Genomic DNA, 26221 nt, shown 5'->3' on the forward strand with positions numbered 1-26221 from the left:
ACGCGACAGGAGCAGCACATGGACCCCCACGGCGGACACGGCACGGAGATGAACCTGCCGCCGTTCACACTGCAGCGCGGCCTGGAGTTCACCGGCGACCCCTGGTTCCTCACCGGCTCGATCCTGGCGCTCGCGCTGTACGCCTGGGGCGTGCTGCGACTGCGCCGGCGCGGCGACAGCTGGCCGGTCGGCCGCACGGTCGCGTTCACCGCGGGCGTGGCGACGATCGCCCTGGTGACGTGCACCGCGCTCAACGAGTACGGCATGGTCATGTTCAGCGTGCACATGACGCAGCACATGGTCATCAGCATGCTCGCGCCGATCCTGCTCCTCATGGGCGCCCCCGTCACCCTGCTGCTGCGCGCCCTGCCCGCCACCGCGCGCGCCGGCGGCACCAGCCCGCGCGCACTGCTCGTACGGCTGCTGCACAGCCGCTACCTGCGCGTGATCACCCACCCCGCCTTCACGATTCCGCTGTTCATCGCCAGCCTGTACGCCCTGTACTTCACGTCCGTCTTCGACACCCTGATGGGCTCGCGGATCGGGCACCTGGGGATGATGGTCCACTTCCTGGCCGTCGGCCTGGTGTTCTTCTGGCCGATCATGGGTGTGGACCCGGGCCCCAACCGGCCCAGCCACCTGATGCGGATGCTGATCCTCTTCGCCGGGATGCCCTTCCACGCCTTCTTCGGCATCGCGCTGATGATGGCGAGCGAGGCCATGGTCACCACCTACGCCCACCCCGCGGCGTCCCTGGGCATCGACGCGCTCACCGACCAGCAGGCGGCCGGCGGCATCGCCTGGGCGTTCAGCGAGATCCCCTCGGTGCTGGTCCTGGTGGCGCTGATGTACCAGTGGTACACCTCCGAGGAGCGCCAGGCCCGCCGCGGCGACCGCGCCGCGGACCGCAACGGCGACGAGGAACTGGCCGCGTACAACGCCTACCTCTCCTCGCTGCAGGCCCGCAACTAGGGCCTGATCCGCGGCGGCGGCCGGCCTGCGGCCTCCCGCCTGGCGTGCTGCGCTACCGCCCGAGTTCGTAGTCGAACCAGATCCGGTGCGTGCCGTCCGCGTCGACCCTTATGCCGCCGGCTCCGGTGATCCCGGCCAGGTCGCCCGTTGCGCTGCCCGCAGCGATGACGAAGAACTCGTCCCCACGGCCGCCATCGCCCCGGGTGGTCGCGGCGTGAGCGAAGTTGAAGGAGCCCGCCCGGCCGTGGAGCGTCCCTTCGAAGGACTCCATGGCGACGTAGACGCCCGTGGCGGTGGACTGGTCGAACGCGGCGGTGAACAAGGTGGCCGACCGCCCGGCCACCTCGCCTTCGTACGTCTTCCCCATCGTGGACACCCCCACGGGCATCGCGGTCTCGATCGGCGGGCTGGGCACCGGGGCGGGCGTGAAGTCGGCAACTGTGAACGTTCCTGAGGCTCGCATCCCCGGAGCCTATTGCGTACCACCGACATCGACGCCCAGTGGCGTCATGATCCGCCGGACGGGCCCTGGCGCGTCCGCGCCCGCGGGGGGACGATGGGCCCACCGCCGCGCGCCCGCCGGAGTCCTCCGTGCGGGGCGGCGTCAGGAGGCCGCGATGCCAGAGATGCCAGGATCGGCCCGAGCCATGGCTGTGTGCGTCATGGTCTCGCTTGTCGCGGTCACCGCCTACACGGTGGCGCTGGGCGGCAGCGGCTGGCTGTGGTTCGGCTGGGTCGTGCTGACCCTGTGCGCCGTCGGCGTCATGGTGACGTCGAAGTCCTGAGACGGGCGCGCGGGCCGGGTCTCACAGCGAGATGCCGCCCAGGAGTTGGGCGAGGGACTCCCCGCCGGCATGGATGCCCGGCGCGATCGCCGTGCCGGCCAGGTAGAAGCCGAAGAGCGCGCAGATGAGTGCGTGGCTGAACTTCAGGCCGTCCTTGCGGAAGAAGAGGAAGACCACGATTCCCAGGAGCAGGACACCGGAGACTGACAGGATCACAGGACACTCCAGAACACTTGGTATAGCCCCGCACCATCGTCAAGCCCGGCTGCGCCGCCCGCACCTTCGCTACGGCGAACGGGTGACGCGGCGGCTGCCCGGGGAGCGCCGTCACAGGGCGGGTGCGGCGGCCTCCGCGGGCGGTGGGAGCAGTGCCAGTACGGCCTCGCGGGCGTGGGTGGCGGTGTCGTCGCGGTCGGGGTTGGGGGTGCTGGGGACCTGCAGGCGCAGGACCGGGCCGTCGCCCAGGCGGGCGTAGCCGCGGCCGGGGGGCAGGTGGTCGGGGGGTGTGGTGTTGGGCGGTGCGCCCAGTACGGCCCGTACCTGCTCGGGGCCGGCGGTTCCCAGCATGACGCGGGTGCGGGTGTGTCCGGTGACCGCGTCGTTCAGTGCGGCGGCGGTGTCGAAGTGCTCGGCGACGACCACGGTGACCACGGCCGCGCGCCCGTACTGCAGTGGCAGCCGCAGCAGTGACTGCGGGTCGTCGTGCCCCTCCAGTGCGGCGATCTGGCTCAGGACGGTGGGCCGGTCCACGAACAGCCACAGGGGCCGGTGCCCCTGTCCGCCGGCTGCCAGGCGCCGCTGGGTCTCGCGGGCCACCCGCTCCAGTACGTCCACGGCGCCGGTGAGGCGGCTCTCGACGTGCAGGACGCCGCTGCGGCCGCGCAGGAAGGCGTACTCGCCGGTGCCGGCGGAGTCGATGACGGCGATCTGGGCGTGGGGGAGGCACTGCAGGGCCAGGGAGCGCAGCAGGCTGCTGGTGCCGCTGCCGGGATGGCCGACGGCCAGGAGGTGGGGGAGCGTGGTGTTGGGTCCGGTGCGCCACAGGACGGGGGGGAGGTCGCGCTGGGCGCCGTCGACGGTGACGGGGATGGTGCGCGAGACGCTGAGTGCGTCGGTGAAGCCCAGCACCCGTTCGCCGGGGGCCGCGACGAAGCGCTGGGCGACGAGGTCGGTGGGCAGTGCGGGCATGGCCCGTACGGTGAGCTGGTTGCCTGCCTCGTCCCAGTCGAAGAGGTACTCGCGGCCCCGGCCGGCCTTGGCCTGCAGCAGCCGCTCCACCCGGGCGCGCATCTCGGGTTCGCCGTCGGGGAAGTAGGCGGGGTAGCGGATGGTCAGGCGTTCGAGGCGGCCGTCGCTGCCGTGTGCGTAGTCGGTGAGGACGTCCTCGTGGTCGCCGCCGTGGGTGTACATGGGCTCGGGGTCGTCGGGGACGGAGAAGAGCGGGACGAGGGCGGTGTAGAGGAGGGTGAGGCGCTCGTCGCCGGCCTCCTCCTGGGCGGCCTCCTCCTCGCCGCCCTCCCTCTCGCGGCCCAGCCACCAGGCGGTGGCGGTCAGCAGGGCCAGGGCGATGGGGATCCCGTACGGCAGGAGGTAGAGCAGCAGGCCGGCGCCGGCGGTGAGGAGTGCGAGGGGTCCGCGTTTGTCCTGGGGGGTCGCGGCGAAGCGGGTGCGCGCGGCTGCCAGCAGGTGGCCCAGGCCGCGGCCGACGGCCCGGAACGGGCGGACGAGGTCGGTCGCCGCCGCGCCCGCGATCTGGGCGGCGTCGCGTCCGCGGCTGAGGGCGGCCGTGCCGGCCGACAGCAGCCGGGGGATTTCTCGCCGGGTCATGCGCTGCCCCTTTCGTGCTTAGAGGTTGATCCCGCCGAGGAGGTTCGCCAGTCCGTCGCCGCCGGCCCGGATGCTGGGTCCGATGGCGGATCCGGCGAGGTAGAAGCCGAAAAGGGCGCAGACGACGGCGTGTACGGGTTTCAGGCCGTCCTTGCGGAAGAACAGGAACACGATGACACCCAACAGCAGCACGCCGGAAACAGAAAGGACCACTGGAAACTCCCGTGTGGACGAGGGTTGCACGAAAGGGAATTCAAGATTCGCACCACCGCCCGCCAGGACCCAAGACGGAAAAGGAAGATCAACTGATAATTCACCCGCGCGGTCGAACGGGGTGCGCGGTCCCTGGTCAGGGCGGTGGCGCTCCGTCGGCGTGCTGCCGGACCGGGTCCTACTGCGGGAGGGCTCGGAAGACGCGGACGTAGTCGGCGTTGAAGGTGATCTGCGCGTCGGTGGGCACGGGATGGTACGTGCCGTCGGCGAGGGAGAGGTTGAGGATCGGGTGGGCCTTCCAGGTGTCCGGGACGCCCTTCCCGTCGGAGTGGACCTTCTGGCCGTTGACGTACCAGTCGACGGACTCGCTGCGGTAGTGGGTGCCCACGGTGATCCAGCGGCCGGGGTTGATGACCAGGTGGTTGCTGTAGTAGTAGACGGAGTGGCGCACGTGGTTGGTGAACTCGAGGTCGTCCACGCTGTCGGGGTGGTACTCGAAGGTGTCGATCTCGTTGTTGCCGATCGCGCTGCCGCCGCGGAAGCCGGGCGCGTCGACGCTCCAGGTCCACAGTGCGGGCCAGGCGCCCATCTGGGTGGGGAGTTGGACGCGGGTCTCGATGTAGTCGTCGACCTGGACCTTGAAGTTCTCGTTGGTGTGCTCGGTGCTGAGCAGTCCGGTGTCCCAGGCCTGGGTGCCGTCCTCCAGGGAGTGGTCGGAGGGGCTGGCGGTGAAGGTGGCCATCCCGTCGTGGACGCTGACGGCGTCGCGGGTGACCCAGTCGGTCATGTACCAGTCGTTGTGGTCCCAGTACTTGTAGGCGCTGGTCCCCGTTCCGTTCCAGCGCTCACCCCACTGGATCGGTTCGTCGAACTCCTCGGCGAAGATCAGCTGCCGGCCCTGGACGGGGGGTGCGAGGCGCGTGGGTGCGGCGGGGGACCGCTTGCGGTCGCGTTCCCCGGCGGTCGCTTCCTGCGCGGTGCCGGAGGTGGCGAGCGCGAGCACGGCGGCGACGGCTGCGGCCAGGCGTTTGCGGGGGGTGGGGATGGAATGCATCGGTTCCTCTCCGTGCCACCCGCGGGCCCGGGGCGGGCGGCTGTGTCGACATGGAGGCAAGATAATCACATTAGATTACATATCGGGCATTTATTGACAATCGCCCTCGTGGTCGTGTCGCCCGTGCCGTCCCCGCGCCCCGCACGGCGCGCCGGGGTCCCCGCCGGGATCGAACGCGGCGGGCGGGGGCGAGGTGCGGCGGCGGATGGTAGCAGGAGGCCGGGCGCCGGGTGGGTAACAGCGGCGTGCGCTATGCCTGATGGACTGTTGCCGATACGGTGAGACGTCCCTCTTGCAGGGCCCGTCGCGAGGCGCTGACCTGGTCTGTGGATCCTCCCAAGGCCCGACCCGGTGTCAGCGCCTCCGGCGTTCCGCCCTCAACGCACCTGCGGGGCGGGCGGGTTGAAGGCGGCTCCGTCAGGGAGCCGCGCCCCACTCCATCCCCGCGCGCGGGGTGGGACCCGGCGAGGTGGACCCGGCGGCCGGCGCCGGGGCCTGCGTCGTGCGGGCGCCGGGAGCCTTGCGGGGGCCGCTACTCGGGGTGGTGGAAGACCAGGCCCTGGTGGTCCAGCGAGGAGACGGGCAGCGCCCGCGACCCGTACAGGAAGGTGGCCTCCACCAGCTGCTCGACCTTCCCGGCCGGCACCGCCAGCAGCGACCACCCCACGAACGGCAGTTGCACCTCGGGGCCCAGCCCTCCGTGGGAGAGCTTGCGGTGGAACCACCCCAGCGACCAGCGGGTGTCCGCGGCGAACGCCAGGGTGACCGCCCCGCGCGGCATGTCCCGCGAGGCGGGGACGGCGACGACGTCCACGATCCGCTGCGCCAACTCCGGGTCGCGTCTGCGGATCTCCCCCGCCAGGTCGGTGAGCACGGTGTCCACCGAGTCCCGCCGCGCCAACCGGGCCTGGAGGCGGGTGGTGAGCGCGACCTGGTGCGAGAGGGTCGCCCCGGTCTGCTTCAGAAGGGCGTTCTTCCAGCGCAGTTCCTCCATGTGCTGCAGGGTGCTGCGCTTCCAGGACGCCTCGCGCGCGCGGTGGGCGCTCTCGCGGTCCCACAGCAGTGCCAGGAGTTGATCGGTCTGCTCTTCCCGGCTCGGCGACTGCTCCATGATCGAGTCGATCCGCGAGCGCCAGTGCGCGTAAACGGGGGGTTCTTCGGGTTCTTTGTCTACCGCGTGCAAAGCGATGTCTGCCATCTGTGGACCTCCCAAGGTCTGAGGCGCACCATATACCCGCGCGTGTCACGTGGTGCACCATTCGACACATGAATGCCCTTGCGATCATGGGGAGTTGGACAGAAGGCGATCCGCCGTACAAAGGAAATGCGCCGGGAAATCCATCCGGATTGTTCCGCGCGACACATTCGAACGTGTGGTGTGCGGGAATGCCCCGCGTTCGCGTTCGCCTTGCGCATGCGAACGTCCGCTGTGCGTTGAGGGCGTCCTACAGCCAGTCGCGGCGCTTGAAGATCAGGTACAGGCCGCCGCAGACCACCGCCATCAGGGCGATCGCGAAGGGGTAGCCCAGGGTCCAGTGCAGCTCGGGCATGTGGTCGAAGTTCATGCCGTACACGGTGCCGATGAGGGTGGGCGCGAAGAGGATGGCGGCCCAGCTGGAGATCTTCTTGATCTCGTTGTTCTGCGCGTGGCCCGCCTCGGCGAGCATCTTCATCTCCTCGTTCTGCGCCTGGGAGACCAGGGTGGCGTTGACGGTGAGGATGTCGCCCAGCATCTGCCGGAAGCCGCCCACGCGCTCGGCCGCGGTGGTCGCGTGGTCCGCCACGTCGCGCAGATAGCGCTGGAGCTCCTCGTCGGTGCCGTACTTCTCGAAACCCCGCTGCAGATCGCGGATGATCCCCAGCAGGGGGCGGGTGGCCCGCTGGAACTCCACGACCTCCCGCGACAGCTCGTAGATACGGCGCGAGACCTTCGGATCCCCGCCGAAGACCTCCGTCTCGATCTCGTCGATGTCGTGCTGGAGGCCGGCGACGACCGGCGCGTAGCCGTCGACGACCGCGTCGAGGATCGCGTAGAGCACCGCCTCCGGCCCCTGGGCGAGCAGCTCCGGATCGTCCTCCACCCGCTTGCGTACGGCCGCGAGGTCGGGCGCCTGGCTGTGGCGGACGGTCAGGACGAAGTCCGGGCCGATGACGATGTGGATCTCGCCGAAGTCGACCTCCTCGGCCTCGTCCAGGTAGCGGGCCGAGCGCAGCACCACGAAGAGGGTGTTGCCGTAGCGCTCCAGCTTGGGCCGCTGGTGGGCGACGATCGCGTCCTCCACCGCCAGCTCGTGCAGCCCGAACTGCTCGGCCGCCTCCCACAGCTGCGCGGGGGAGGGCCGGTACAGGCCGATCCAGGCCATCGTGCCGGGCTGGGGGAGCTGCTCGTAGATCTCCGACAGGGAGGAGGGGGTCTCGATGCGCCGCCCGTCGCGGTAGAGCGCCGCGTCGACCACACTGCGCTCCAGCGGCACGGGGGGCGGGCCGTGGTGCTCGGCGCGCGGGTCCATCGAGTGCTCGGGGGCGGGGTCGGAGCCGCCGGTGTGTCCGGTCGGGCGCATGGGCCACTTGCTCGCACGTGAGGATCGTGCTCGCCAGTCCGGCATGGCCCAACCTCCGAGTGGGGAGTCCGCGCGGGCGACGCACCCGCCCGTACCAGCCTATTTAGGAAGGTTTCCCCGCGCGATCGGAGCGTGGGGCGGGGAGGGAGAGCCGGTCGCTCGCGCCCGGCATAGGTTGGCGCCATGAGCAATCTCGACCAGCGTCCCGCCGCGGCCGCGTGCGGCGGCCTCACCGAGGTGTCGGCCCGTCCCGTACGGGAGTTGCTGACCGGCCGCGAGGTGGCCCTCGGCGAGGGCACCGTCGTGCGCCGGCTGCTGCCCGGCCTCGGGCGGCGGATGGTGGGTGCCTGGTGCTTCGTCGACCACTACGGGCCCGACGACATCGCCGAGGAGCCCGGGATGCAGGTCCCGCCGCACCCCCACATGGGCCTGCAGACGGTGAGCTGGCTGCACGAGGGCGAGGTGCTGCACCGCGACAGCCTGGGCAGCCTGCAGACCGTACGGCCCCGGGAGCTGGGCCTGATGACCTCCGGGCGGGCGATCTCCCACTCGGAGGAGTCGCCCCGCGAGCACGCGCGGCTGCTGCACGGAGCCCAGCTGTGGGTGGCGCTGCCCGGCTCCCACCGGCACGTGGAGCCGTCGTTCGAACACCACAGCGAGCTGCCCGCGGTGAGCGGGGGCGGCGGGCTGCGGGCCACGGTGATCCTCGGTGAGGTGGACGGCGCGGTGTCGCCGGGGACGGCGTACACGCCGCTGGTCGGCGCCGACCTCACGCTCGCCGCCGGGACGGGCGCCCGGCTGCCGGTGCGGCCGGACTACGAGTACGCGGTGCTGACCATGTCCGGCGAGGCGGAGGTGGACGGCCTGCGCCTGGCCCCCGGCTCGATGCTCTACCTGGGCTGCGGCCGCACGGAACTACCGCTGCGGGCGGACGTCGACAGCGGCCTGATGCTGCTGGGCGGCGTGCCGTTCGAGGAGGAGATCGTGATGTGGTGGAACTTCGTCGGCCGCACCCACGAGGAGATCGCGCAGGCCCGCGAGGACTGGGCGGCCGGGGGCCGCTTCGGTGAGGTCCACGGCTACGACGGCGCCCGGCTCGGCGCGCCGCCGCTGCCGTCGGGGAGGCTCCGTCCCCGGGGGCGTACGCGCTGAGGGGTCCTCTGCGGCCCGTCGCGGGGACATGCCGAAGGGGCGGTACGAGGACCTCGTACCGCCCCTTGGGCTTCGCCGCCGGATCGGCTACTTCACCGATCCGGCCATCACGCCCTGGACGAAGTGGCGCTGGAAGGCGAAGAACACCACCACCGGCACCACCAGCGACAGGAACGCCCCCGGCGCCAGTACGTCGATGTTGCTGCCGAACTGCCGTACCTGGGACTGCAGTTCCACGGTCAGCGGCTGGGAGGAGCCGTCGGCGAAGAGCAGTGCCACCAGCATGTCGTTCCACACCCACAGGAACTGGAAGATGGCGAGGCTGGCGATCGCGGGCCGGCCCACGGGCAGCACGAGGCGGGTGAAGATGCGCCACTCGCCGCCGCCGTCCATCCGGGCGGCCTCCAGCATCTCCCTGGGTATCTCCGCGAAGTAGTTGCGCAGCAGGAACACCGCGAACGGCAGCCCGTACGCCACATGGAAGAGCACCACGCCCGGGATGGTCCCGAACAGCCCCAGCTGGCCGAAGAGTTTCGCCACCGGCAGCAGGCCGATCTGCACCGGCACCACCAGCAGCGCCACGACCACCAGGAAGAGCGGCTCGCGGCCGGGGAAGTCCAGCCACGCGAAGGCGTACCCGGCCAGCGCCGCGATGACCACCACCAGCGCCGTCGCCGGCACCGAGATGAGCACCGTGTTCCAGAACGCCCGCACCATGCCGGAGTTCTCCAGCAGCGCCGAGTAGTTGTCGAAGGACAGCTGCCCGGGCGCGGCCAGCGCCGTCCACCAGCCGCCCGTGGCGCTGTCCTGCGCGGAGCGCATCGACGACACGAACAGCCCGGCCAGCGGGGTGAGCCAGACCAGGCCCACCACCGCGAGGAACGCCTGCACCAGGGAACTGCCCAGGGCGCGCCGCGTCCTGTGCATCACCGCGCTCATCGCTGACTCCCTCGGAAGCGGCGGACGTTGAAGACCATCGCGGGGACCACCAGCAGCAGGAGCAGGACGCCCAGCGCGCTGCCGAGTCCCTGGTTGTTGCCGCCGCCGAAGGACACCAGCCACATCTGGGTCGCCAGCACGGAGGCGTTCTCCTGTACGGGTCCGGGCGCGATGATGTAAACAAGGTCGAAGACCTTCATCACGTTGATCACCAGGGTGACGAAGACGACCGTCAGCACCGGCGCCAGCAGCGGCACCGTGATGCGCCGGAAGACCTGCCACTCGTCGGCGCCGTCCATCCGCGCCGCCTCCAGCACGTCGCGCGGCAGGGTGGACAGGCCCGCGCCGATCAGGACCATCGCGAAGCCGGTCCAGATCCACAGGTACGCCCCGATGATCGCCGGGGTGACCAGGGCCTGCCCGAGCCAGGCGACGCCCTGGCAGGGGGGTGCGAAGTTCGACGCGGGCAGCCGCACGGTGTACGGGCCGGAGTCCAGGCCGGTGAAGTGGAAGGAGCCGTCGGCGGCGGTGCTCGTACCGGCGACCGCCTTCCCGTCGCGCACCGCCTCGACCTCCATGCCGGGCAGTCCGCGCTCGCGGGGGTCGACCACGCCCGGCTTCCCGCCCCCGCCGGGGACGAAGTCCAGGTAGGCCACACCGCGCAGCTCGCCGGGCCCGCTGCTGCCCGCGGTGGCCGCGCGGGCGGGGGAGCTGCCGGCGGGGAGGTCCTTGGGGAGGATGCCGACCAGGGGCAGCGTCGCGAAGCCGCCGGCCGGCACGCTCGCGGACGTGCGGTAGGAGCCGTCCTGGTCCCGTACCAGCAGCCCGCTGCCCTCGCGGCCGCGCGCGGTGGGGTAGGTGGAGGCGCCCTTTATGGCGTCGTGGACGGAGACCACGGCCGCGTTGAGGACGCCCTTGTCGGGGCTCTGGTCGTAGGCGAGGCGGAAGACGATCCCCGCGGCCAGGAACGACACCGCCATCGGCAGGAACATCAGCAGCTTGAACGCGGTGGCCCAGCGGATGCGCTCCACCAGCACGGCCAGGATCAGCCCCAGGCCGGTCAGCAGCGCGGGCGCGACGACCACCCACAGGGTGGTGTTGCGGATCGCCGTCAGTGTCGCCGGATCGCGGAACATCTCCGCGTAGTTGCCCCCGCCGACGAACCGGGTGCCGGAGGCGTCGAAGAGGCTGCGCCCGACGGAGAACAGCACCGGGTAGACGACGAGCGCCCCGAGCAGGGCGAGCGCGGGCAGGACGAAGAGCAGGGCGGCGAGGCGTCCGCGCCGCCGGGCGCGGCGCCGCAGCGCCGCGCCCGGGGTGGCAGACGCACCCCCCGCCGGGGGTGCGAGCACGGTGGCCGTCATGGCAGGTCAGCCCTTGTACGCCTTGGTGGCGGCTGCTTCGAGCTCGGCCGCGGTGGCCTTGGGGTCGGCGGGGTCGCGCAGGAAGTCCTGGAGGATCTTCCACTCGCCGGCGCCCTTGGTGCCGCCGAACGCGGCGGGGGCCTGGTCGGACATGTCGAAGCGCACGGAGTCGGAGTCGCCGGCGGCGATGAGGGACGCGGCGGTGGCGCGGGTGACGTCGTCGCCGTAGGAGGCCGGGGCGACCTTCTTGTTGGGGGAGAGGAAGCCGCCGGCCTTGGCCCACACGGCCGCAGCCTCGGGGGTGGCGAGGAACTCCAGGAGCTTCATGCCGGCCTCGGCGTTCTTGCCGGCCTTGACCACGACGGCCGCGTCACCGCCGCTGACCACCGGGGCGGAGCCGCCGTTGACGGCGGGGAAGGGGAAGAACTTCGCGTCCTTGCCGATGGTCTTGCCGAACTGGTCGTGGGCCACGCCGGCGACGAAGTCGCCCTCGTAGACCATGCCGGCCTTGGGCTCGGGGCCGAAGACCTTCTCCACCGAGCCGGGGAAGTCGGTGCTGAGGGCCTCCTGCGCGCCGCCCGCGACGAGCTGCTTGTCCTTGAACAGCTCGCCCAGGGTGGTGAGCGCCTTGACGACGCTGGCGTCGGTCCACTTGAGCTTGTGGGCGGCGAGGGCGTCGTACTTCTCGGGGCCGGCCTGGGAGAGGTAGACGTTCTCGAACCAGTCGGTGAGGGTCCAGCCGTCCTGACCGGCGACGGAGAAGGCGGCCAGACCCGAGTCGGAGACCGTCCGGCCGGCCTTCAGCATGTCCTCGTACGTCTTCGGCGCCTCGACCCCGGCCTGGGCCAGGGCGTCGGGGCTGTACCAGACGGTCGACTTGTGGGCGGCCTTGAAGTACAGGCCGTAGAGCGTGCCGTCGACGCTGCCGTAGTTCTTCCACACCGGCGCGAAGCCGTCGTCGACGCTCTGCTCGGCGGTCGTGGACAGCGGCGTGAGCCAGCCCTCGGCGGCGAACTGCTGCAGCACGCCGAGCTGCGGGACCATCACGACGTCGGGGGCGTTGCCGCCCTCGATCTTGCTGCCGACGAAGGTGGAGACGTTGTCGCCGGTGGAGGTGAACTGCGTCTTGGCGCCGGTCTTCGCGGTGAAGGCGTCGAGGACCTTCTGGAAGTTCTTCTGCTCGGTGCCCGACCAGACGCCGGCCACGGTGACGCTCTGGCCGCTGAGGGCCTTGTCGCCGCCGTTGTCGCCGCCGCCCGCGGTGACCGGGTCGCCGGAGCAGGCGCTCGCGCCGAGGGCCACGGCCAGAGCCGTGCAGCCGGCGATCAGGGTGCTGCGTCGTCGCATCATCGGTGATGTCCCTTCGAGGGTGGGGTGCCGGGGCGGCATGGGGGGACCGCCCCGGCGGCTGAGGGGTCCGGCGCGGTTACCGGCCGGGGTCGTCGCTGATCCACCACGCGGCCGTGGAGCCGGGGAGGATCTTGTCGGGGCAGGGGCCGCTGGACAGCAGGGGCGTACCGCCGACGGGTGCGGGGGCGGGAGCGGTGGTGAAGTTGACGGCGCAGACCAGTCCGTCGCCGCGGACGAAGGCCAGGACGCCCGGTTCGGTCTCCAGCCAGCGCAGCGTGCCCTCGCCCAACTGGGGGAGGGAGGAGCGCAGTTGGAGTCCGTCGCGGTAGAGGTGCCAGAAGGACCGGGTGTCGGCCAGGGCCCGCTCGGTGACGTACTCGGCGAACCACTCGGGCTGCGGCAGCCACGGCCTGGCGCCTGCGTCGCCGGCGGTGAAGCCGAACGGGGAGGCCTGGCCCGACCACGGCAGCGGGACGCGGCAGCCGTCGCGGACGTGGGTGCGGCTGCCGGTGCGGTGGAAGATCGGGTCGGTGAGCACGTCGTCGGGCAGGTCGACGACCTCGGGCAGCCCCAGCTCCTCGCCCTGGTAGACGTACGCGGCGCCGGGCAGCGCCAGCATCAGCAGCGCGGCGGCGCGGGCGCGGGCCGCGCCCAGTCCGCTGCCCTCGGGGGTGGGCTCGCCGTAGCGGGTGACGGTGCGGACCTGGTCGTGGTTGTTGAGCACCCAGGTGAGGGTCGAGCCCGTACCGGCGATGTCGTCCATCGCCTCGGAGACGACCTTGCGGAAGGCGTCGGCGTCCCAGGGGGTGCGCAGCAGGTCGAAGAAGAACGCCTGGTGGAGTTCGTCGGGGCGTACGTACTGCGCGTGCTCGCGGGCGGTGGGTACGGAGACCTCGCCGACCAGCAGGCGCTCGCGGCCGTCGCGGGCGGTGTACTCCTCGCACACCGCCCGCCAGTGCCGCCACACGTCGTGGACCTCGGGCTGGTTCCAGGCCAGGGGGTTGACCGAGTCGCGGGTGCGGTAGTCGGCCTGGGGGTCGGGGGAGTCGGGCAGCTCGGGGTGCTTGTACAGGCCGGCGGCGACGTCGATGCGGAAGCCGTCCACGCCGCGGTCCAGCCAGAAGCGCAGGGCGTGGTCGAAGTGGTCCGCGATCTCGGGGTTGCGCCAGTTCCAGTCGGGCTGCTCGGGCGTGAACATGTGCAGGTACCACTGGCCGGGGCGCCCGTCGGCCTCGGTGACCCGGCTCCAGGCCGGACCGCCGAACATGGCGTGCCAGTTGTTGGGCGGCTCGGCGCCGTCGGGGCCGCGCCCCTCGGCGAAGTGGAAGCGCGCGCGGGCCGCGGAGCCCGGCCCGGCGGCCAGCGCCTCGCGAAACCACGCGTGCTCGCTGGAGCAGTGGTTGGGGACGATGTCCAGGAGCACCCTGACCCCGAGGCGGCGGGCGTCGGCCATCAGGCGGTCGAACTCGGCGAGGTCGCCGAAGAGCGGGTCGACACCGCAGTAGTCGGCCACGTCGTAGCCGTGGTCGTGCTGGGGGGAGGGGAAGAACGGGCTCAGCCAGATGCCGTCGACGCCGAGCTTCCTCAGGTACGGCAGTCCGGTGCGGACGCCGGCGAGGTCACCGACACCGTCGCCGGTGCTGTCCAGGAAGCTGCGGACGTACACCTGGTAGATCACTGCGTCGCGCCACCAGCGACGGGTGTCTTTGTGCTGGGAACTCACCCATGGGCCTGTCTGTGCGTGCGGCGCGGCCCACGGGGGGCCGACGGAAGATGCATGCATGTTAAGTAGGTGTGTCGCGGAGATGTCAACGAACGATCGGCAACGGCCGAGAAGGCATGCCGAGATGTCAGGATTTACCACGCCGGTGAGGTGGTAGATGAGATACAGGCGTTACCTAACAGGTAACTACCGGCTGGGAGGGATCAACCCCGCCGCGAGACAGCCGCGAGCTCCCGCGCCAGCCGCCGCACCGCACTGGCCGGCGACTCGCGCCCGCCGAGCACGTCGTGCACGACCGCCTGCACCACCAGGCTCACCTGGTCGTAGCGCGGACTCCTGGGACGCGGCGCCGCCGACAGCACACTCGCCCGCAGCGTCGGCAGGTACGGGAACGCGCGCACCAGCGCCGGATCGTCGTAGAGCGAGGCGCGCACCGGGGGCAGCGCCCCCCGCGTGAGGACCTGGCGCTGGACACCCGCACTGGTGAGGTACGCGATCAGCCGCGCGGCGGAGTCGCCGTGGCGGGCATGGGAGGCCACCGCCAGGTTCGAACCGCCCAGCACGCTCGTCCCCGGCCCGCCCGGCCCCGGCAGCGGCACCGCCCCCACCTTGCCGGCGACCTTCGAGCCGGGGGCGGAGGCCAGCACGTACGCGTAGGGCCAGTTGCGCAGGAACAGCAGCCGGCCCTCGCTGAAGGCCCGCTCCGACTCCTGCTCCTTGTACGCCAGCGCCCGCCGGGGGATCCACCCCTGGCGCACACCGCGCGCCAGGAACTCCAGGCCCTCCCGCGAGGCCGCCGAGTCCACCGTGACGCGGGCACCCTCGTCGCCCAGGATGCTGCCGCCCGCCGAGTACACCGCCTCGGCGGCGTTGACCGTCAGCCCCTCGTAGGGCAGGAACTGCCCCGCGTAGCCGTCCAGCCCGTAGCGCGGCGCGATACCGCGCGCCTGGCGCTCCAGCTGCGCCCAGGTACGCGGCGGCGCCACACCCTCCGCCGCCAGCACGTCCTTGCGGTACAGCAGCAGCCCGGCGTTGGTGACGTACGGCACCGCGTACAGCCGCCCGTCGTACGTGGCCGTGTCCACCACCGGCGGCAGGAAGCTCCCCAGCGCGAAACGCCCGCGCGGCAGCGGACGCACCCAGCCCGCGGCCGCGAACTGCGAGGTCCAGTTGACGTCGATGTTCAGGACGTCGAAGCGCCCGCGCCCGCGCAGATCCGTGGCCATCTGCGCACGGGCCTCGTCGGCGGAGTCCGGCAGCTCGACCAGCGTGACCCGCTCACCGGGATGGGTGCGGTTCCAGCCCTCCAGCAGCGGACGCAGATAACCGGTGAGGTCCCCGGCCGTCGCCAGCGTCAACGGCCCCCGGCCCCCGCCGCGCTCGTCGGCGCGCGCACCCGAGGCCACACACCCCGCCATGACCAGGGAGAAGACCAGGAGGCCCCGCACGGCGGCACGTATCCACCGCATAGGATCCTCCCAGCACAACCGGCACCGGGCGCCGTTGCCCGCAGTCAGAAGCCATGTATACCTGTTAGGTATGCGCGCATACTAGGGCGTGGAGCACATCCCGAGGACAGGAGGACCGCACCCGTGCGTCTGGCCCTCCTGGCACTCCTCGCCCGCGGCGCCGCCCACGGCTACGAGCTGAAACAGGAGCTTGAGCAACTCCTGGGCTCCGCGTACCCTCAGCCCAACGTCGGCCAGATCTACGTCACCCTGGGCCGCCTCGAGAAGTCGGCCCTGATCGAGGGCGAGGAGATCGAGCAGAGCGACCGGCCCAACAAGAAGATCTACCGCCTCACCGACGCCGGCCGCGAAGCGCTGCACGCCTGGTACGAGGACGTGGCGGACGAACCGCGGGTGCGCGACGAGTTCTTCATGAAGCTCGCCCTCGCCTCCCGCACCGGCCTCGCCGACCACATCAACCTCATCAACAAGCAGCGGCGCCAGTACCTCACCACCATGCGCAACCTGTCGAAACTGGCCGCCGCCGAAACCCCCGACAACCGCATCGCCCACCTCCTCATCGAAGGCGCCGTCCTGCACCTGCAGGCCGACCTCGACTGGCTGGAGCGCTGCCAGGAGGTACTGGAATGACCCCCGCCTCCCCCCACCGCATACCCCCCGCCCCCCTGCTGCGCGCCCAGGGCCTGGTCAAGACCCACCACGGCGCCGGCGCCCCCGCCCACGCCGTACGCGGCGTCGACCTGACCGTCCACCGCGGCGAGTTCGTCGCCGTCACCGGACCCTCCGGCGCCGGCAAGTCCACCCTGCTGCACCTCCTGGGCGGCCTCCAGCGCCCCGACAGCGGCAGCCTGTGGCTCGACGGCGCCCCCACCGACGCCTACACCGAGGCCCGCTGGGCCGTGGCACGCCGCAAGCACATCGGCATCGTCTTCCAGTTCTTCAACCTCGTCTCCAACCTGTCGGTCGCCGACAACGTCGAACTGCCCGCCCTCCTCGCCGGCACCACCCCCAAACGCGCCCGCGCGGAGCGCGAAGCCCTCCTGGCGGAACTGGGCCTGGCGGGCAAGGAGCGCAGCATGCCCGGCGAACTCTCCGGCGGCGAGCAGCAGCGCGTCGCCCTGGCCCGCGCCCTGGTCAACCACCCCCCGCTGCTCCTCGCCGACGAGCCCGCCGGCAGCCTCGACAGCAAGGGCACCCGCGAGGTCATGCGGCTGCTGACCGGCTTCCACCAGCGCGGGCAGACCATCGTGCTGGTCACCCACGACGCCCGGCTGGCCAGCGCCGCCGACCGCGTGATCAGCTTCTTCGACGGCCGCATCGCCGACGACGCCGAACTGACCGGCGCACCCGCACGCCACGCCGGCATCTCGGCCGTACTGGAACTGAAGGGCTGAAGCATCGTGCACCACCGGCCCGCCACCACCGCCGCCTTTCGGCCCAGGAGCTGAGAGGGATGCGGGCAACCCTGCGCTGGGCGCACTCCGACCTGCGGACCCACCGCGGCGAAGCACTCTTCATGGTCTTGGCCACTGCCGGCATCGTCGTCTCACTGCTACTGGCCACCGCACTGTTCGGCTACGCCGTCAACCCCTGGCAGCGCACCTTCACCCAGGCCCGCGGCGCCCACATCTGGATCCACACCGCACCCTCGGCCGACACCGCCGCGCTCGCCGCACTCGACGACGTCGACACCCTCGCCGGCCCCTACCGGGCCGAACCCGCCACCGTCTCCGCCCGCGGCATCCGCGCCCTCGTCGAACTACGTGCCACCGCCGCGCCCCCCGCCGTGGGCCGCCCCCAGCTCACCGCCGGCCGCTGGCCGGGGCCCGCCGATCCCGCCGACCCGGCCCCGGTCGTCCTGGAACGCCGCCTCGCCGGCGCGCTCCTCGCCGAACCCGGAGACGTCCTCACCCTGCCCGGCACCACCCGCCGCCTGACCGTCACGGGCATCGCCGACAGCCCCGAGCCGCGCTACGACCCCGGCGAGCAACCCGGCCTGATCTGGGCGCCCCCCGCCGCCGTACGCCACCCCACCACCCAGGTCGTGGGACTGCGCCTGACCCATCCCGGCGACACCGACTACCTCGTCCAGCGCGCCGTCACCGCCCTGGGCTCCGGCACCGTCGAAGAGGTCTCCACCTGGCAGCAGGCCCGCGCCGAGGCCCAGGGCGACAGCCGCCTCCTGGCCCAGATACTGGGCCTGTTCGGCCTGGGCGCGCTCCTCGCCGCCGCCGGCGCCGTCCACGGCGCGATCGCCACCCGCATCCGCGGCCACCGCCGCGACATCTCCGTCCTGAAGGCGATCGGCTTCACCCCCGCCCAGGTCGTACGCGCCTTCCTCCTCCAGCACCTCGCCTACGCCCTCCTCGGCGCCCTCCTGGGCGCCGTCCTCATCCACACCGCCGGCCGCCTCCTGCCCGGCCGCCTCGGTGAGGCGGTGGGCGTCTGGCAGGGACTGCCCGGGCAGGCGCCGGCACTGACCGCGATCCCGGTGGCGGTGGTCTGCTTCATCGGCGTGGTCACCGCCCTGGCCGCCTGGCGCGCCGGCCGCGTACCGCCCGTACCGCTGCCGCACCCCGCCGCGCCGACCGGCGGGGGACTGCCGCGCGGGGCGCGCTGGACCCTGGGCACCGGACTGCCGCCCGCACTGGTCCTGGGCTGCCACACGGCGTTCACCGGGCGCCGCCGCTCACTGGCCGCCGTGAGCCGCCTGGCGCTGCCGCTACTGATCATCGTGGCGGTGCTGTCCGCGTGGACGACACTCGACCGCTTCCGCACCGACCCCGAGCACGTCGGCCTCGCCGGCTCGCTGACCGCCCGCGCGGACAGCGCCCTGAGCGAGCACGAGACGCGCACGCTCCTGACCGGCGACCGGCGGGTGGACGCCGCCTACCCCGGCGTCGAGACGGCCGCCCTGGTCCCCGGCCAGACCGAGACGATCGTCCTGCGCGGCCTGGGCACCCGCGCCGCCCCCTACCCGTACGCCCTCGCCGAGGGCCGCCCCCCGCGGGGCCCCGACGAGGCGATCGCCGGCCAGGGACTGCTCGACCTGCTGAACGTCCGGGTCGGCGACTGGATACGGATGACGGTGGGCGGCCGACCGCAGATCCTGCACCTCGTGGGCCGCGGCATCGAACCGCGGAACGCCGGCCGGGTGGTCTCCACCACCCTGGACACCCTCCACGGCAACGACCCCGCCCTCACCACCGCCTTCTACCGGCTGCGCCTGCACCCCGGGGCGGACCCCCGCCACGTCGCCGCCGCCCTGACCGAGGCCGGCCGCGGCCGCCTGGACGTCCACCCCGTCACCAACCCCGCCGACGGCCTCTCCCCCCTGCAGGGCGTCCTCACCGGACTGGTCGCCGTACTCGCCCTGATCGCCCTCGTCGAACTCCTCACCGCCATCGGCGGCACCCTGCGCGAAAGCGAACGCGACCTCCTCGCCCTCAAGGCCATCGGCATGTCCCCCCGCCAGATCGCCGCCGTCACCGTCACCGCGACCGCCTGCACCGCCCTCACCGCGGCCCTCGCCGCCACCGCGCTGGGCCTGCCCCTGGCCCGCTGGCTGATCGACACCCACGGCACCGCCAGCGGAATCGGCGCCGGAATCGCCCGCGCCCCCTCCCCGTACGCACTGACCGCGATCCTCGCCACCGCGATCCTCGCCTCCGCCGCCCTGGCCGCCTACCCCGCGACCCGCGCGGCCCACCACCGCCCGGCCGACACGCCCCACGCGACGATGTAGGACCGGCCTGTCGGCCTACCTGTTCTGTCCCACGCTTGCCGGATGGGACAGACTGGACCGGGCCCGCCCCGGTGCGACCGTGCGGCGGCGGGGCCGGCCCGGCGTGCGAACCAGGGAGATCCGATGCTGCGTTCACCGAACCCCTCCCCCTGCCCCACCGCGCTCGGGGTGCTGCTGCGCGGCGCGGTCGCCGGAGCCGTCGGTACGGCGGTGATGGACCTCGTCCAGTACCTGCGCCACCGCAGGAGCGGCAGCGGCGGGGAAAGCCCCCTGGACTGGGAGTTCCACGGCGTCAAGGACTGGGCCGGCGCGCCCGCCCCCGCCCAGGTCGGCAAACGCGTGATCGAGGGCCTGCTGCAGACACGACTGCCCGACACCGCCGCCAACCCGGTCAACAACGTCGTGCACTGGGCCTACGGCATCGGCTGGGGAGCGGCGTTCGCCCTGGCAGCCGGCCCGCTGCACGCGCAACGCACGCGCTGGGCCGGTCCGTTGTTCGGCACGGCGGTCTGGCTGACGGGCTACGCGGTGCTGCCCGCCACCGGCCTGTACAAGCCGATCTGGACGTACGACGCCAGGACACTGGCCAGGGACTGGTCCGGCCATCTCGTGTACGGCACGGCCACCGCCGCGGCGTACACGGCGCTGCCCCGCAGGGCGTGCCGGGAGACCACCGCGGCCCCCGGCCGGTAGGACGTACCCGCGGACCCGACCGGACCTGGAACGCCGCGAATCCCCTTCATCGACCGGAAGACGCCCCTCTGTGCCCCTGGCCCGACGCACCTGCCTCGCCGCACTGACCGCCGTGACCGCGGCCCCGCTCCTGGGCTGCGCCACGGCGAAGCCGGACACCCCGCCGCCCGCCGCCCGCGCCTCCGCACCGACCGCCTCCGCGACACCCGCCAGCCGCGACTTCGCGGCCCTGGAGCGCGAGTACGACGCCCGGTTGGGCGTCTACGTACTCGATACGGGCACCGGCCGCGAGATCACCCACCGGGCGCAGGAGCGCTTCGCCTTCGCCTCCACCTGCAAGGCCCTCGCCGCCGGCGCCGTACTGAGGAAGCACACCCTGCGCGAACTGGACCGCCCGGTGGCCTACGACCGCTCCGCCCTGGTCGCCCACTCCCCGGTCACGGAGAAGCACGCGGCCGCCGGCATGACGCTGCGCGAGCTGTGCGAGGCCGCCGTCCGCCACAGCGACAACACGGCCGGCAACCTGCTGATCGACGACCTGGGCGGCCCGAAGGCATTCCAGGCCGCTCTCGAAGCCCTGGGCGACCGCACCACCCGGGCCGACCGCTACGAAACCGCCCTCAACGAAGCCGCCCCCGGCGACCCGCGCGACACCAGCACCCCGCGCGCCCTGGCCGCGGACCTGCGCGCCTACACCCTGGACGGCGGCACCCTCCCCGCGGACAAACGGGCGCTCCTGACCGACTGGCTGCGCCGCAGCACCACCGGCGACGCCCTCATCCGCGCGGGCCTGCCCGCCGCCTGGCGCGTCGGGGACAAGAGCGGCGCGGCCCGCTGGGGCACCCGCAACGACATCGCCGTCGCCTGGCCGCCCGGCGGCCGGGCGCCCCTGGTCCTGGCGGTCCTCTCCACCCGCACCACCGAGAGCGCCCCGTACGACGACGCCCTCATCGCCAGAGCCGCCGCGGTGGCCGCGACGGCTCTGGCATAGCGGATCCGCACAGCTCCGGACGGGCGGCCGGGGCGCGGCGGATCAGGCGCCCGACTCCGTGCCTCCCGCGGCGGGCGGCGGGATGCGGACCGGGGTAGCGCTAGGCGTCGCGGTGGCCGCCGGCTTGCGGAAGGCCCACTGCATACGCGGCTCCACGGCCCAGCGGAACAGCCACCGCACCGGCGCGGTGCACAGCGCGGTCACCACGACGGCGGCGATGACGGTGACCGCGACGGCGCCACCGGGGGTGTGCACCCAGGCGGGGGCGTACCAGTCCCACTCCCGCGAGCTCTGCACCAGGAAGCCGTGCAGCAGGTAGCCGTACAGGGTGCCGCTGCCCAGCGCGGTGAACCACAGGTGCCGCCGCGGCACCCACGCCAGGAAGCACGCGGTCAGCACGATCCCCAGTGCGAACATCGCCAGGGTCGCGAGCGGCCCGACCCAGGTCGGCTGGCCGAGCTCGACCGAGCTGGCGGTACGGGCGAACCAGGCCGTGGTGAGCCGCGGCGCCGCCCAGTACGCCGTCACCAGCGCGGCGGCGAAGACCGGCACCGCCGCGATACGCACCGCGCGCCGCCGTACCAGCTCGAAGTGCTCCGGCCGCAGCACCAGCCCCAGCACGAAGAACGGCAGGAACTGCAGGACGCGCTGCAGATCCAGGTCGTTGAGGATGGTCGGGTTGAGGGTGGCCGAGGCCGCGACGGCCAGCGCCAGCGGGACCGGCCAGCGTACGACCTTCCAGATCGGGGTCGTGAGCCGCCACACGAACAGCGACAGCAGGAACCACGTCAGATACCAGGGGTCCTGCGGGCTGAGGGCGAAGTCCGGCTCGTGCGCCGCCCAGCGGTGGAACAGCGAGTACGCCGTCTCGAAGATCAGGTAGGGGACGGCGATCCCGGTGAGCAGGCTGCGTACCCGCTTCGGTGAGGCGTCGAAACTGCGGGAGAAATACCCGGAGATCAGGATGAAAGCGGGCATATGGAAGGCGTACACGACCAGATACAGAGCGGCCGCCGTCCGACTGCCCGAGGTCAGCGGCGACCAGGCGTGCCCCAGCGCCACCAGCACGATCGCCAGGTACTTCGCGTTGTCGAAGAACGGATCACGCCCCGCCCCGGGAGCCGCCGCCTCTTCGGGCTTGACATCCGTCGAGGCGCTCGACGCGGCCCCCACCGCCCGCCGGGACTCGCGCGGATTTTCTGTTCCCAGCACAGAACGACACCTTCCGGATAGCTCTCGTACACGTCGCGGCGGCAGATGCTACCCGTCCCGCTTCCGGCCGCCGTCGGCCGGGACCGCCCTCAGTTGCGGCCGGCCCGCGCGCCCGGGCGCAGCCGTTCCTCCACCGCCATCCCGGGCCGAGGCGGAGGAGGGGGCGGCAGTGCGACGCTTCCCCGCCGCGCCCGGCGGGGCGAAACCGGTGGCCGGGGGCGCCGGGGGTTCCGTAGCGTGTCAGCCATGCCGACGCCCGTCCTGTACTGCCGTGACCCGTTGAACCCCCGATGTGTGGACGAGCACTTCGCGCAGGAGGCGCGGGAGGTGCGCGCCTGCGGCGGGACGGTCGGGCTGATCGACCATGACGCCCTGCTGCGGGGTGACGCACAGCAGGCCGTCGCGCGCGTACCGTCCGGACTGGGGAGTGCCTGGTACCGGGGTTGGATGATTCCGGGTGATCGGTACGCCGCGCTGGCCGAGGCGTTGGAGCGACGCGGCACCGCGTTGCTCGTCACCCCCGAGCGATACCGGGCCGCTCACGAACTGCCGGGCTGGTACCCGGTGTTCGCCGACGTCACGCCCGCGAGCGTGTGGCGCCCCACCAAGCCCGGTGAGACGCTGGCCGGCGAAGACCTGGCTGTACTCGCCGAGTCGCTGCCGCCGGGCGCGGGGATCGTGAAGGACTACGTCAAATCCCGCAAGCACGAGTGGGAGCAGGCGTGCTTCGTTCCCGACCTTGCCGACACGGTGGGGCTGGCGCGGGTCGTGCGGCGCTTCGTGGAACTGCAGGAGGAGTTCCTCGCGGGCGGCGTCGTGCTGCGGAGCTTCGAGGCGTTCTCCCGGCCGGAGTCCGTGGCGGCCGAAGCGCGCGTGTGGTGGCTGGACGGCGAGCCCAGGCTGCTCACGCCCCATCCGGACAGCCCGTTCGAGCACGGGCCGCGCCCTGATCTCGACCGTATCCAGCCGGCGGTACGGCGCCTGGGATGCCGGTTCGTCACCACGGACGTGGCCCTGCGCTCGGACGGGGTGTGGCGGGTCGTCGAAGTCGGTGACGGCCAGGTCAGTGACCTGCATCCGGCCGTCGATCGAGGGGAGTTGGCCGCCCTGCTGGTCGGCCCCAGCCCTGAGGACCGATCTTCTGGAGAGCGTTGAGTCCGTCTCTGCCGGCGGCTTCGTCCGGGTTGGACGGGGAAGCCCCGCCGCCGCCCGTAGCGGACGGCCGGGCGCGCATGCGAAGATCCAGCAGTCGGACAAGCGCACGTCGAAGGACGACTATGTTCGCGATCTCCCTGGGAGACGGGGCCGAGCTGCGACCACTGGAGCCGTGGCGGGCCGAGGAGTTCCTCGCGCACATGGAACGGGGCCGGGACTTCGTCGGTGAGCACATGGAGCTGCCGGACCTCGCCGCCGACCTCGACTCCGCCCGCAACTACCTCCAGCGCTACGCCGACAAGGCGGCCTCGGACACCGGCCGGCTGTACGGCATCTGGCTCGACGGCACCCTCGTGGGCGGCGTCCGCCACGACGCCGAGGTCTGGTCGGTGCTGGCGCGGGAGTGGCGAGCCCTGGGCGGCTGAGCGGTCCTGATCGCGGACGTCCGGCTCAGGTGGTGCGGCGGGAGCGGGACAGGGCCAGGGTGCCGAGGACCAGGCCGGCCACTGCCAGCAGCAGCGCCACCAGCGCGCCGCCGCGCCCGTTGCCGGTACCCACGCCGTCGCTGGAACCGGCCAGCGCCACCGCGCCGAGTACCGCGCCGACCAGCGCCGCCCCCAGCGCGGCGAAGGCGCCGCCGCGCGCACTGCCGGATGCGGCGCCGCCACGGCCGGCGGCGCGCAGCGCCCACACGCCGACCGCCACACCGATCAGCGCCACCGCGAGGGCCACCGTGGACGCGGTACGCCCCGATCCGCCGCCGCCGTCGTCGGCGGCGACCGAGACCTGTGCGGCAGCCGGTGCGGCAAGCACGAACACCCCGAGCAGGGCGGCTGAGGCGGCGGTGAGGAAGTGTCGGACGGACATCGGGAATCCCCTTCGGCTGAATGGCGGTTACGGACCTCAGCGTAGGAACATGCCTGGTCACAGGGCGTCATGCTGAAGTCGCCACCGCTCCTACCGCCGGGGCGGTACCGGCCCGGGCAGTGTCTGCCGTTGCAGCAGCCGCATACCGCAGCCGCAGCATGCGCACCCAGTCGGGGCACCGGGCGCGGACGCTCCCGCCCACCCGGATCAGCGGTCCCGGGGGACCACCAGACCGGACTCGTAGGCGAAGACCACCAGTTGGGCGCGGTCGCGGGCCTGCAGCTTGGTCATGGCCCGGTTGACATGGGTCTTCGCCGTCAGCGGGCTGATCACCATGCGCTCGGCGATCTCGTCGTTGGACAGCCCCTGCGCCGCCAGCGCGACGGCCTCGCGCTCCCGGTTGGTCAGCCCCGCAAGCTCCGTGCCGGCCTGCGGACGCAGCGGCTGGGCGACGTACTTGCCGATCAGCATCCTGGTGATCGACGGCGCCAGCAGCGCGTCCCCGCGCACGGCGACGCGCACGGAGTGCAGCAGGTCCTCCGGAACGATGTCCTTGACCAGGAAGCCGGCGGCGCCGGCGCGCAGCGCGTTGAACACGTACTCGTCGAGGCCGTAGTTGGTCAGGATGACCACCCGCATGCCGGTCAGGGTCGGATCCGCGGCGATCCGCCGGGTCGTCTCGATGCCGTCCATGACCGGCATCTGGATGTCCACGAGAGCGAGGTCGGGCAGATGCTTGCGGGCGAGCACCAGGCCCTCCTGGCCGTTGCCGCCCTCCGCGACCACCTCGATGTCGTCCTCGGTGTCGAGCAGCGCGCGAAACCCGCTGCGCAGGAGCGGCTGGTCGTCGAGCAGCATCACGCGGATCATGGGATGCGCGCCACCGGGAGCTCGGCGTGGACGGTGAAACCGCCTTCGCTCCGCGCTTCCGCGCGCAGCCGGCCGCCCAGGGCGGTGACGCGTTCGTTCATCCCCAGCAGCCCCACCCCCGGCACCGGGACGCAGCCGGGCCTCGCGGTCCCGTCGTCGTCGACCCGGACGGCGACGGCGTTTGCGCGGTAGTCGATCCGGATCGACGCGGTGGCCGCCGTGGCGTGGCGGGCGGTGTTGGTGAGTGACTCCTGGACGATCCGGTAGGCGGTGCGGTCCACGGCGTCCGGCACGTCCTGGCGCTCCCCCTCGATCGTCAGCGTCGTCTTCAGCCCTATTCCGTGGGCGCGGGCGAGCAGTTCCGGGAGGTGGTCCAGGCCGTACGACGGGGACTGCCCGGCGTCGCGCAGTGTCTCCAGGGTGGCGCGCAGCTCCTTGGTCGCCTCACGGCCGGCCGCCTGGATGGCCAGGAGCGAGTCCGGTACCTCCTGGCCGCGCTTGCGGGCCAGGTGGACCGCGACCTCCGCCTGCACCTTGATGATCGAGATCTGGTGGGTGAGCGAATCGTGGAGCTCCCGCGCGATGTGCAGCCGCTCCTGGCTGGCGCGCAGTCGCGCGGCCTCCTCGCGGGTGCGCTCGGCCTCGTCCGCACGGCGCTCGGCCTGCCGCAGCGCCTCACCCGCGGCGGCGGCGGCGATCAGCCAGGCCAGCTCCAGGACGCCCCGCGACTGGGCGAGCGCCTCCTTCACGACCGCCTCCGCCGGGGACGCCATGATCGCGAACGGGAGGGCGGCGACCAGGGCCACGCTGGCCACCAGCGCGGCGATCCGATGCCCCGCCCGCACGGCCCCGTACACCGCGAACAGGAACGCGACGGCCGGGACTTCGAAGCCGGCGCTGTTGTAGCCCACCGCACACAGGGCCGTGACGGCGAGGACGGCAACGGGAGCGCGGCGCCCGGCGGCCAGGGCCAGGCCGCTCGCCGCCACCAGGACGTAACCCAGCACGTCGAGATCCGCGGTGCGATGGTCCTCGGACAGCGCGGTGCTCAGCAGAGCCCCCGCCACACCGACCGCGACCACCCAGTTCCCGACCCGGGCCCACACACCGGACAGCCCTGTACCCATATCCGCACCCTAACCGGGTACCTGCGGGCGCGAGTCATGCCCGCGGACGATCGGCCGACTACCGCGCACGCAGTAGTCCCGCACACCCGTACCCCGGCGCCGGCCTTCGCGGGCCCACTGCGGCGATGGCGCTCGACGTCGCGAACGGCCGG

25 protein-coding genes and 1 pseudogene are annotated in these 26221 nt (G+C 72.5%); 10 read left to right on the forward strand and 16 right to left on the reverse strand.

The window, feature by feature from the left end; all coding sequences use genetic code 11:
* Positions 1-18: 18 nt before the first annotated feature.
* A complete protein-coding gene (locus ACFQLX_RS01895) occupies positions 19-972 on the forward strand; it encodes a cytochrome c oxidase assembly protein (RefSeq protein ID WP_386411066.1) in 954 nt (317 codons plus the stop codon).
* 52 nt (positions 973-1024) lie between these two features.
* Here the strand turns inward: ACFQLX_RS01895 and ACFQLX_RS01900 are convergent, their stop codons facing one another.
* On the reverse strand, positions 1025-1435 hold the full coding sequence (locus ACFQLX_RS01900) for a DUF3224 domain-containing protein (RefSeq protein WP_386411069.1): 411 nt from the start codon (positions 1433-1435) through the stop codon (positions 1025-1027).
* Between the two features lie 184 nt (positions 1436-1619).
* Between ACFQLX_RS01900 and ACFQLX_RS01905 the strand changes: the two genes are divergently transcribed.
* Complete coding sequence (locus tag ACFQLX_RS01905; RefSeq protein ID WP_386411310.1) at positions 1620-1757, forward strand: hypothetical protein; 138 nt, start codon at positions 1620-1622, stop codon at positions 1755-1757.
* A 21-nt stretch (positions 1758-1778) separates the two neighbouring features.
* Here the strand turns inward: ACFQLX_RS01905 and ACFQLX_RS01910 are convergent, their stop codons facing one another.
* The 6 genes from ACFQLX_RS01910 to ACFQLX_RS01935 form a co-directional block, all read right to left on the reverse strand.
* A complete protein-coding gene (locus tag ACFQLX_RS01910) occupies positions 1779-1973 on the reverse strand; it encodes a hypothetical protein (RefSeq protein WP_386411072.1) in 195 nt (64 codons plus the stop codon).
* A 111-nt stretch (positions 1974-2084) separates the two neighbouring features.
* Entirely contained in the window at positions 2085-3584 is a 1500-nt protein-coding gene (locus tag ACFQLX_RS01915; protein ID WP_386411075.1) for a hypothetical protein, read from the reverse strand.
* Positions 3585-3602: 18 nt separating this feature from the next.
* A complete protein-coding gene (locus tag ACFQLX_RS01920) occupies positions 3603-3797 on the reverse strand; it encodes a hypothetical protein (RefSeq protein ID WP_386411078.1) in 195 nt (64 codons plus the stop codon).
* A 178-nt stretch (positions 3798-3975) separates the two neighbouring features.
* Positions 3976-4851, reverse strand: a complete 876-nt coding sequence (locus tag ACFQLX_RS01925) for a glycoside hydrolase family 16 protein (RefSeq protein WP_386411081.1) — start codon at positions 4849-4851, stop codon at positions 3976-3978.
* 532 nt (positions 4852-5383) lie between these two features.
* Positions 5384-6049, reverse strand: coding sequence for a hypothetical protein (locus tag ACFQLX_RS01930; RefSeq protein WP_386411083.1), 666 nt, complete (start codon positions 6047-6049; stop codon positions 5384-5386).
* Between the two features lie 247 nt (positions 6050-6296).
* Positions 6297-7457: a magnesium and cobalt transport protein CorA gene (locus ACFQLX_RS01935; RefSeq protein WP_386411086.1), complete on the reverse strand. Its 1161-nt coding sequence runs from the start codon at positions 7455-7457 to the stop codon at positions 6297-6299.
* A 138-nt stretch (positions 7458-7595) separates the two neighbouring features.
* Between ACFQLX_RS01935 and ACFQLX_RS01940 the strand changes: the two genes are divergently transcribed.
* Positions 7596-8564 (forward strand): pirin family protein, encoded by a 969-nt coding sequence (locus ACFQLX_RS01940; protein WP_386411089.1) that lies wholly within the window; start codon positions 7596-7598, stop codon positions 8562-8564.
* Between the two features lie 87 nt (positions 8565-8651).
* Here ACFQLX_RS01940 and ACFQLX_RS01945 read toward each other — a convergent pair whose 3' ends face one another.
* The 5 genes from ACFQLX_RS01945 to ACFQLX_RS01965 all read right to left on the reverse strand — a co-directional run bounded on the left by ACFQLX_RS01945 (position 8652) and on the right by ACFQLX_RS01965 (position 15409).
* A complete protein-coding gene (locus tag ACFQLX_RS01945; RefSeq protein ID WP_386411304.1) occupies positions 8652-9491 on the reverse strand; it encodes a carbohydrate ABC transporter permease in 840 nt (279 codons plus the stop codon).
* Positions 9492-9499: 8 nt separating this feature from the next.
* Positions 9500-10867, reverse strand: a complete 1368-nt coding sequence (locus tag ACFQLX_RS01950; RefSeq protein WP_386411092.1) for an ABC transporter permease subunit — start codon at positions 10865-10867, stop codon at positions 9500-9502.
* A gap of 6 nt (positions 10868-10873) precedes the next feature.
* On the reverse strand, positions 10874-12217 hold the full coding sequence (locus ACFQLX_RS01955; RefSeq protein ID WP_386411095.1) for an ABC transporter substrate-binding protein: 1344 nt from the start codon (positions 12215-12217) through the stop codon (positions 10874-10876).
* A 76-nt stretch (positions 12218-12293) separates the two neighbouring features.
* The gene (locus ACFQLX_RS01960; RefSeq protein WP_386411098.1) at positions 12294-13940 is read right to left on the reverse strand and encodes a glycoside hydrolase family 13 protein; all 1647 of its coding nucleotides are present in this window, start codon (positions 13938-13940) and stop codon (positions 12294-12296) included.
* Between the two features lie 203 nt (positions 13941-14143).
* Entirely contained in the window at positions 14144-15409 is a 1266-nt protein-coding gene (locus ACFQLX_RS01965) for an ABC transporter substrate-binding protein (protein ID WP_386411101.1), read from the reverse strand.
* Positions 15410-15532: 123 nt separating this feature from the next.
* Here ACFQLX_RS01965 and ACFQLX_RS01970 point away from each other — a divergent pair, with 123 nt between their 5' ends.
* The 5 genes from ACFQLX_RS01970 (at position 15533) to bla (ending at position 20838) form a co-directional block, all read left to right on the forward strand.
* Positions 15533-16039 (forward strand): PadR family transcriptional regulator, encoded by a 507-nt coding sequence (locus tag ACFQLX_RS01970; RefSeq protein ID WP_386411104.1) that lies wholly within the window; start codon positions 15533-15535, stop codon positions 16037-16039.
* Positions 16036-16803, forward strand: a complete 768-nt coding sequence (locus ACFQLX_RS01975; protein ID WP_386411107.1) for an ABC transporter ATP-binding protein — start codon at positions 16036-16038, stop codon at positions 16801-16803. The genes ACFQLX_RS01970 and ACFQLX_RS01975 overlap by 4 nt, the downstream gene beginning before the upstream one ends.
* 59 nt (positions 16804-16862) lie before the next feature.
* Positions 16863-19154, forward strand: a complete 2292-nt coding sequence (locus ACFQLX_RS01980; RefSeq protein WP_386411110.1) for an FtsX-like permease family protein — start codon at positions 16863-16865, stop codon at positions 19152-19154.
* 123 nt (positions 19155-19277) lie between these two features.
* Positions 19278-19847 (forward strand): hypothetical protein, encoded by a 570-nt coding sequence (locus tag ACFQLX_RS01985; protein ID WP_386411113.1) that lies wholly within the window; start codon positions 19278-19280, stop codon positions 19845-19847.
* Between the two features lie 70 nt (positions 19848-19917).
* The gene (gene bla, locus ACFQLX_RS01990; protein WP_386411116.1) at positions 19918-20838 is read left to right on the forward strand and encodes a class A beta-lactamase; all 921 of its coding nucleotides are present in this window, start codon (positions 19918-19920) and stop codon (positions 20836-20838) included.
* Positions 20839-20880: 42 nt separating this feature from the next.
* Here the strand turns inward: bla and ACFQLX_RS01995 are convergent, their stop codons facing one another.
* Complete coding sequence (locus ACFQLX_RS01995) at positions 20881-22011, reverse strand: acyltransferase family protein (protein WP_386411307.1); 1131 nt, start codon at positions 22009-22011, stop codon at positions 20881-20883.
* Positions 22012-22296: 285 nt separating this feature from the next.
* Here ACFQLX_RS01995 and ACFQLX_RS02000 point away from each other — a divergent pair, with 285 nt between their 5' ends.
* On the forward strand, positions 22297-23205 hold the full coding sequence (locus ACFQLX_RS02000) for an ATP-grasp domain-containing protein (protein ID WP_386411119.1): 909 nt from the start codon (positions 22297-22299) through the stop codon (positions 23203-23205).
* A 122-nt stretch (positions 23206-23327) separates the two neighbouring features.
* A pseudogene (locus ACFQLX_RS02005) lies at positions 23328-23570 on the forward strand (GNAT family N-acetyltransferase); the annotation flags it as partial.
* 85 nt (positions 23571-23655) lie between these two features.
* Here the strand turns inward: ACFQLX_RS02005 and ACFQLX_RS02010 are convergent.
* The 3 genes from ACFQLX_RS02010 to ACFQLX_RS02020 all read right to left on the reverse strand — a co-directional run bounded on the left by ACFQLX_RS02010 (position 23656) and on the right by ACFQLX_RS02020 (position 26069).
* Entirely contained in the window at positions 23656-24072 is a 417-nt protein-coding gene (locus tag ACFQLX_RS02010; RefSeq protein WP_386411122.1) for a DUF6223 family protein, read from the reverse strand.
* Between the two features lie 207 nt (positions 24073-24279).
* Positions 24280-24942: a response regulator gene (locus ACFQLX_RS02015; RefSeq protein ID WP_386411125.1), complete on the reverse strand. Its 663-nt coding sequence runs from the start codon at positions 24940-24942 to the stop codon at positions 24280-24282.
* Positions 24939-26069 carry a sensor histidine kinase gene (locus ACFQLX_RS02020; protein ID WP_386411128.1) on the reverse strand — a complete coding sequence of 377 codons (1131 nt, stop codon included), beginning with the start codon at positions 26067-26069 and terminating at the stop codon, positions 24939-24941. The genes ACFQLX_RS02015 and ACFQLX_RS02020 overlap by 4 nt, the downstream gene beginning before the upstream one ends.
* Between the last annotated feature and the right edge of the window lie 152 nt (positions 26070-26221).

The organism is Streptomyces polyrhachis, from assembly GCF_042663125.1.
Taxonomy (GTDB): Bacteria; Actinomycetota; Actinomycetes; order Streptomycetales; family Streptomycetaceae; genus Streptomyces; species Streptomyces polyrhachii.

Bases quoted from the DNA above. Each gene is read 5' to 3' on its own strand.
- ACFQLX_RS01925 (WP_386411081.1), bottom strand. From the start codon at position 4,851: ATGCATTCCATCCCCACCCCCCGCAAACGCCTGGCCGCAGCCGTCGCC.
- ACFQLX_RS02000 (WP_386411119.1), top strand. From the start codon at position 22,297: ATGCCGACGCCCGTCCTGTACTGCCGTGACCCGTTGAACCCCCGATGT.
- ACFQLX_RS01965 (WP_386411101.1), bottom strand. From the start codon at position 15,409: ATGCGGTGGATACGTGCCGCCGTGCGGGGCCTCCTGGTCTTCTCCCTG.
- ACFQLX_RS02015 (WP_386411125.1), bottom strand. From the start codon at position 24,942: ATGATCCGCGTGATGCTGCTCGACGACCAGCCGCTCCTGCGCAGCGGG.
- ACFQLX_RS01935 (WP_386411086.1), bottom strand. From the start codon at position 7,457: ATGCCGGACTGGCGAGCACGATCCTCACGTGCGAGCAAGTGGCCCATG.
- ACFQLX_RS01915 (WP_386411075.1), bottom strand. From the start codon at position 3,584: ATGACCCGGCGAGAAATCCCCCGGCTGCTGTCGGCCGGCACGGCCGCC.
- ACFQLX_RS01980 (WP_386411110.1), top strand. From the start codon at position 16,863: ATGCGGGCAACCCTGCGCTGGGCGCACTCCGACCTGCGGACCCACCGC.
- ACFQLX_RS01945 (WP_386411304.1), bottom strand. From the start codon at position 9,491: ATGCACAGGACGCGGCGCGCCCTGGGCAGTTCCCTGGTGCAGGCGTTC.
- ACFQLX_RS01900 (WP_386411069.1), bottom strand. From the start codon at position 1,435: ATGCGAGCCTCAGGAACGTTCACAGTTGCCGACTTCACGCCCGCCCCG.
- ACFQLX_RS02020 (WP_386411128.1), bottom strand. From the start codon at position 26,069: ATGGGTACAGGGCTGTCCGGTGTGTGGGCCCGGGTCGGGAACTGGGTG.
- ACFQLX_RS01905 (WP_386411310.1), top strand. From the start codon at position 1,620: ATGGCTGTGTGCGTCATGGTCTCGCTTGTCGCGGTCACCGCCTACACG.
- ACFQLX_RS01950 (WP_386411092.1), bottom strand. From the start codon at position 10,867: ATGACGGCCACCGTGCTCGCACCCCCGGCGGGGGGTGCGTCTGCCACC.
- ACFQLX_RS01975 (WP_386411107.1), top strand. From the start codon at position 16,036: ATGACCCCCGCCTCCCCCCACCGCATACCCCCCGCCCCCCTGCTGCGC.
- ACFQLX_RS01930 (WP_386411083.1), bottom strand. From the start codon at position 6,049: ATGGCAGACATCGCTTTGCACGCGGTAGACAAAGAACCCGAAGAACCC.
- ACFQLX_RS02010 (WP_386411122.1), bottom strand. From the start codon at position 24,072: ATGTCCGTCCGACACTTCCTCACCGCCGCCTCAGCCGCCCTGCTCGGG.
- ACFQLX_RS01955 (WP_386411095.1), bottom strand. From the start codon at position 12,217: ATGATGCGACGACGCAGCACCCTGATCGCCGGCTGCACGGCTCTGGCC.
- ACFQLX_RS01940 (WP_386411089.1), top strand. From the start codon at position 7,596: ATGAGCAATCTCGACCAGCGTCCCGCCGCGGCCGCGTGCGGCGGCCTC.
- ACFQLX_RS01985 (WP_386411113.1), top strand. From the start codon at position 19,278: ATGCTGCGTTCACCGAACCCCTCCCCCTGCCCCACCGCGCTCGGGGTG.
- ACFQLX_RS01895 (WP_386411066.1), top strand. From the start codon at position 19: ATGGACCCCCACGGCGGACACGGCACGGAGATGAACCTGCCGCCGTTC.